This is a genomic window from Diplocloster hominis, from assembly GCF_032380655.1.
Lineage (GTDB): Bacteria > Bacillota > Clostridia > Lachnospirales > Lachnospiraceae > Diplocloster > Diplocloster hominis.
The window spans coordinates 1-5,169 of the sequence record NZ_JAWDIY010000074.1; the positions used below are offsets into that span (position 1 = coordinate 1).

At 46.9% G+C, this 5,169-nt stretch carries 6 protein-coding genes and 1 tRNA gene; 5 read left to right on the plus strand and 2 right to left on the minus strand.

From position 1 onward, the window contains the following. Positions 1-143: 143 nt before the first annotated feature. Positions 144-1,127, minus strand: a complete 984-nt coding sequence (locus ABC831_RS26220) for a 2-hydroxyacid dehydrogenase (RefSeq protein ID WP_343251030.1) — start codon at positions 1,125-1,127, stop codon at positions 144-146. A 327-nt stretch (positions 1,128-1,454) separates the two neighbouring features. Between ABC831_RS26220 and ABC831_RS26225 the strand changes: the two genes are divergently transcribed. The 3 genes from ABC831_RS26225 to ABC831_RS26235 all read left to right on the plus strand — a co-directional run bounded on the left by ABC831_RS26225 (position 1,455) and on the right by ABC831_RS26235 (position 2,826). Continuing rightward, entirely contained in the window at positions 1,455-1,832 is a 378-nt protein-coding gene (locus ABC831_RS26225; protein WP_343251031.1) for a DUF3592 domain-containing protein, read from the plus strand. An 89-nt stretch (positions 1,833-1,921) separates the two neighbouring features. Beyond that, the gene (locus ABC831_RS26230; protein ID WP_343251032.1) at positions 1,922-2,392 is read left to right on the plus strand and encodes a LytTR family DNA-binding domain-containing protein; all 471 of its coding nucleotides are present in this window, start codon (positions 1,922-1,924) and stop codon (positions 2,390-2,392) included. 11 nt (positions 2,393-2,403) lie between these two features. Continuing rightward, positions 2,404-2,826 (plus strand): DUF3021 domain-containing protein, encoded by a 423-nt coding sequence (locus ABC831_RS26235; protein WP_343251033.1) that lies wholly within the window; start codon positions 2,404-2,406, stop codon positions 2,824-2,826. A 107-nt stretch (positions 2,827-2,933) separates the two neighbouring features. Here the strand turns inward: ABC831_RS26235 and ABC831_RS26240 are convergent, their stop codons facing one another. Beyond that, positions 2,934-3,380, minus strand: a complete 447-nt coding sequence (locus tag ABC831_RS26240; protein WP_343251034.1) for a hypothetical protein — start codon at positions 3,378-3,380, stop codon at positions 2,934-2,936. 208 nt (positions 3,381-3,588) lie between these two features. Here ABC831_RS26240 and ABC831_RS26245 point away from each other — a divergent pair, with 208 nt between their 5' ends. Further along, complete coding sequence (locus ABC831_RS26245) at positions 3,589-4,536, plus strand: S1 RNA-binding domain-containing protein (protein ID WP_343251035.1); 948 nt, start codon at positions 3,589-3,591, stop codon at positions 4,534-4,536. A gap of 291 nt (positions 4,537-4,827) precedes the next feature. Next, a tRNA-Cys gene (locus ABC831_RS26250) sits at positions 4,828-4,898 on the plus strand. The last annotated feature ends 271 nt before the right edge of the window (positions 4,899-5,169 follow it).

A 5,169-nucleotide genomic window follows, 5' to 3' on the forward strand; every position in this document is an offset into this window, starting at 1 on the left:
GGTCCGGCCGAAGTGATTTGGCCCCGCGAGATTTGCTGCCCGGCTCCCCAAGACACGCCGCTTCCCTTCAGCCCGGACCTCAGTATCAAAATCCCCATTTACCAAAGTTGGCCGTGAATAGTAACGGGGGACTGGTTTTAAGCTCACACAACATTCCCGTTTTCCACGCCGTTCAGGAAGTCCATAGCGTTCTGCAGCGTAACAGAACTGATGGCGTCCAGCGCCTCGTCGGTGAAAAAGCCCTGATGTGAGGTGATCATCACATTGGGAAAGGACAGCAGGCGGGCGGTGGTGGAATGTTCCATGATATCGTCGGACCGGTCCTCGAATACGTTGCGGTTTTCTTCTTCATATACATCCAGGCCAACCCCGAAGAATTTGCGGGCGCGGATGCCCTCGATCAGGTCTTCAGTCTTGACCAGGCCGCCCCGGGATGTGTTGACCAGAATGACACCTTCCTTCATTTCACGGATCGTATCCCGGTTGATCAGGTGGTAGGTGTCATCGGTAAGCGGACAATGTAAGGATACCAGGTCACTGGCTTTTAGAAGGGCGTCCAGATACACATATTCTACAAAATCGAGGGAAGGATTGCGGTATACGTCATAGGCCAGAATGCGCATGCCGAAGCCCCGGCAGATCCGTGCCATGGCGGCTCCGATCTTGCCGGTGCCGATGATCCCGGCTGTCTTTTGATAAAAGTTAAATCCCATCAAACTGTTGAGGCTGAAATCATTTTCCCGCACCTTCACATAAGCTTTGTGCATATGGCGGTTCACGGTCAGAGCCAGAGCCATGGCGTGCTCAGCGACCGCCTCCGGGGAGTAGCCGGGGACCCTCATGATCGTGATGCCGAGCCGTGCGGCTGTGTCCACATCCACGTTGTTAAAACCGGCGCAGCGCATCAGAATCAGACGGACATTGCTGCGGTGCAATGCCTCTATGGTCCGGGTCTCTACATCGGAGTTTACGAATGCGCAGATGGCATCATAATCCTGTGCCAGCCGCGCGGTCCGGGGAGACAATTCGGTTTCCATAAATTCCAGCTCCAATTGCGGATATTGAGGAAGTAATTTTTCAAAGGATTCCCGGTCATAGCTTTTGGTATCATAAAATAATATCTTCATGGTGATGTTCTCCTGTTCCGCTAAATAAAGTGTCTATAAGGTTTCGGTTTTTACATGAATCGTTTATTATATGTTTCGGTTATTATATGGAATATTTGGAGAAACATGTATCACGGTATGGATATACATAATCGCTGCTTCAAACCGGTGGGAAACGGTATAGACGGAATAATTGTTTATGAAGTATGTGAGAAGTGCAGTGTTCGGGAAAACAAGAGGAAGTTAATTTCAGAGGTGACGCGTATATAAAGTAAAACTGCGCTTGACGGTATGGTGATAAAAGTGTATAACCAGAACAAAGAATGGTACAAACTAGGAGGATATCGGATGAGCGTGGAAGGAATGTTTTTATGTGTGGCGGGGGTGGTTTTTGTGCTGCTGGCCTGTAAGGATGGATGGAATCTGTGGAGAAATAAGGGAAAGACAGGCGATGCCACGGGGACGGTGATGGAATTATATACCTCGGGGAATGGAAATAATCCAAAGGATGCCAGATGGGCGGTCTTCCGGTATGAGGTACAGGGCAGGGAGTATCTATCTGAGAATCGGATTCAGGTACCGGCTCATGCACAGATCGGAACCAAACTGCCTGTGAAGTATAGGAAGGATCGTCCCCAGTGCCTTTATACCGTATCTATGAAAAGATTTGTGATGATTCTGGTGCTGGGAGCAGCCTGCCTGCTGATCGGGCTGATTCGTGGCTGAAAAGCCATAAGGGATGCATCTTACCTTCGGATATAGACCACTTACAGCAGATCAAATGACAACTTCATATGGTATCCATTATAATAAACATGACAACAAATAAGTGGAGAAAGGAGTTGGTGATCTTGCGGGTGGAAATCAAAATATCCGGGGACATCAAAGAACCATACGCAGTGATATTTACCGGAAATGTAACGGAGGAGATTCGACAGGCGGCCGCTTCGCTGGAGAAACGGGAAACGGTGATCACGGCCAATGACCGGGAACGGATCATTGTGCTGAGTCCTGAGGAAGTCTGCATGGTAAGGGTTGAGTCATCGGAGACAGTCATCTACTGCGGCAGGAATAAGTACTGTTCGAAGAAACGGTTATATGAATTAAAAGAATCACTGGGAAAAGGATTTATGCAGATCTCCAAGTCCACGGTTGTCAATCTGCGGGAACTGGACAGCGTCGAGCCTTCCTTTAACGGAATGATGGTCCTGCATCTGAAGAATGGCTGTAAGGATTATATCTCGAGAAAATACCTGCCTGAGTTCAAAAAATATCTGGGTTTGTAAGGAGGATGCATATGAAAAAAATTTTAAAATTATTTCTTATGGGGATCGCATGGGGATGTACCATGAATGTGTTTATCGGCATGTTTGGTGTCGCAACTTCAGGACCGGAATTTCTCATCTCCAATACCAGTGACTATTACGCCAATATTATTGCAGGTATTATAATCGGACTGGGATTTACAATTCCCAGTGTGGTCTATGACAAGGAAGAGATGGCCAGGGGAATTCAGGTACTGATCCATCTGGGGATCGGACTGACGATCTATTTTATCGCTGCTTTTTGGAGGGGGTGGGTCCCTTTGCAGTACGGAGCGGGAATGGTGATTGGTATGATCGCAGGTATTCTGGCTGTTACAGGGGTGATCTGGTTTTGCTTTTATCTGTATTACCGGAACGAAGCTATGAAGATAAATAAGAAATTGAAAGAGAAATAACGCATAGAGATGAGCCATTAACCGCGCCGGCTCCGCGCAAAGAGTGCTGTGGGATGAAAGATGAATTCATCCGCACAGCACTCTTTGATTTGGTGAGGACTCTATTATTAAGAGGCAAAAGTGCCGTTGTTTGCAGCTATCTGCTGCAGCTGCTGATCGACCTGCCCGGCGGTAAGCTTCTCGGGAGTGTTCAGCGTTACAAATGTATAGGTTCCGTCCGCCGTCCGGATCACTGCGTATACGTCGTAGACCGGAGCTGTGGAGAAATCTTTATCAAAATATGCATATACAGAATCGTCTGTTTCTACCAGATCACTTACATTGCATTCCCTCATCTGGGTGGTGAGATCCGCGATATCCTCCGACAGGTGGTCACATAAGATTTCCACTGCGATGTCCCGGTCTTTTGTCCCTGTATCTATACTGGTGTGGGGAATGGATGCCTCTGCCTCCGTATTCGGTTCGGCAGATACACGCATGAGTGTAATATCGCTGATTCCGATGAAAAACATAAAGAGAAAGACACAAACCACAGCACGCATTTTCTTACTCATACAATCACATCCTTTTCCGTTATCGTCGTACTTTTTTTACTTTTTATTATTATACAGGGTAAATGTTACAAAAATGCTATGCTTCTTTGCAAATCTGTTATTTTTTTACGAATAAATTATGCCTTTTTCGTGTAAGAAACGTGTCAAATGAGAATTGTTATGATATAATGGTGCGTGACAGTATAGCAATGGAAAGGAAGTGTCAGATATGTCAGAAGAACAGAAGGCCGATGTAACTCCGGTAACGGAGGAAGGAGCTTCCATGGAGGATTATGCCACGGAACTGGAAGCTTCCTTTAAAGAGATTGTGGAGGGGGAGATCATGACAGGCGTCGTGATCGCTGTAGGTGATGAAGATGTTACCGTGGATCTGAAATATTACACGGAAGGCATCATTCCGCTGGACAAGTTCAGCCGGGAACCCGGTTACAGTCTGAAGGAACATGTAGCGGTAGGAGATGAGATCAGCGCAACCGTAGTCAAGAAGGATGACGGACAGGGGCACATTCTGCTGTCTAAGATCGAAGCGGATGACGAGCTGGCCTGGGACAAGCTAAGACAACTGAAGGAAGAGGACACGGTTCTCACCGTAACGGTCAAAGGGGTGGTGAAGAGCGGCGTTGTTGCCTATGTGGAAGGAATCCGCGGATTTATTCCGGCTTCTAAGCTCTCTTTGAATTATGTGGAGGATCTGAATGAATTCCTGAATAAGGAAATCCAGGTCAAAGTCCTTGATGTGGTGGAAGAGGACAAGCGCTTAATCCTGTCTGCCCGTGAAATCTTAAGAGAACAGGCTGCCGAGGAGCGTAAGGCCAGAATTTCCAACGTACAGGTTGGTCTGGTTACGGAGGGTACCGTAGAAAGTATTCAGCCTTATGGAGCCTTTATCAATCTGGGCAGCGGTCTGTCCGGCCTGGTACATGTATCCCAGATCAGTGAGAAGAGAATAAAATCTCCGGATGCAGTTCTCAAAGTCGGAGATAAAGTAAAAGTAAAAGTTATCGCTGTAAAAGAAGGAAAATTAAGCCTCAGCATGAAAGCTCTGAAAGATGCGACAGCTCAGGAAGTAGTGGAGGAGTCCTATGATCTTCCCCAGAGCGAAGGGCTTTCTACAAGTCTCGGATCTCTGTTTAAGAATCTGAAACTGGATCTGTAAGGGAGTTTATTAAAAAAGGCCGGAAAGAACCCTGGAGAGGGATGTGTACTTCTGTTTGGAACGCGGGGCGGGCGTCTGTCCTGTGTCACAATAGGTATACGCGCATCCCGCTGTCCCAGGGTTCTTTCCTGTTTTAGTGAATGCCAGTGAATGCTTAAACTGGCGTATAGCAGGGAGAAGAGGAGAAAGCGGCCCTTAGCCAGGGGGTAAGTAACAGGCTCGTACTTTTTGAAAAAAATTATTTTTTGGTCTTGACGGAAATAAAATGTTTTGCTATAATCAAATAGCTGTGGCGACATAGCCAAGTGGTAAGGCATGGGTCTGCAACACCCTGATCACCAGTTCAAATCTGGTTGTCGCCTCTGGAAAGCTCCTGAATTTTCAGGAGTTTTTTTATTTCATAGGAAAGTGTCCTATGAAATAAAAAAACGCTCCGCGGGGATCGCACTGCGGCGGAAAGGAAGATGCCGCTTACGCGGCCCGCCGCAGGCGGAGAGTTTCGCAAGCGAAACTCTTTTTTATATAATAAGAAAGTTCGCCAAATAGCTAACTATTGATTAAAAAAGCCCGCAAAATGCGAGCAAAGTAAACAGACGGTGGTTAGAAGAGGTCAATATAAAATCCTTCTTCAAA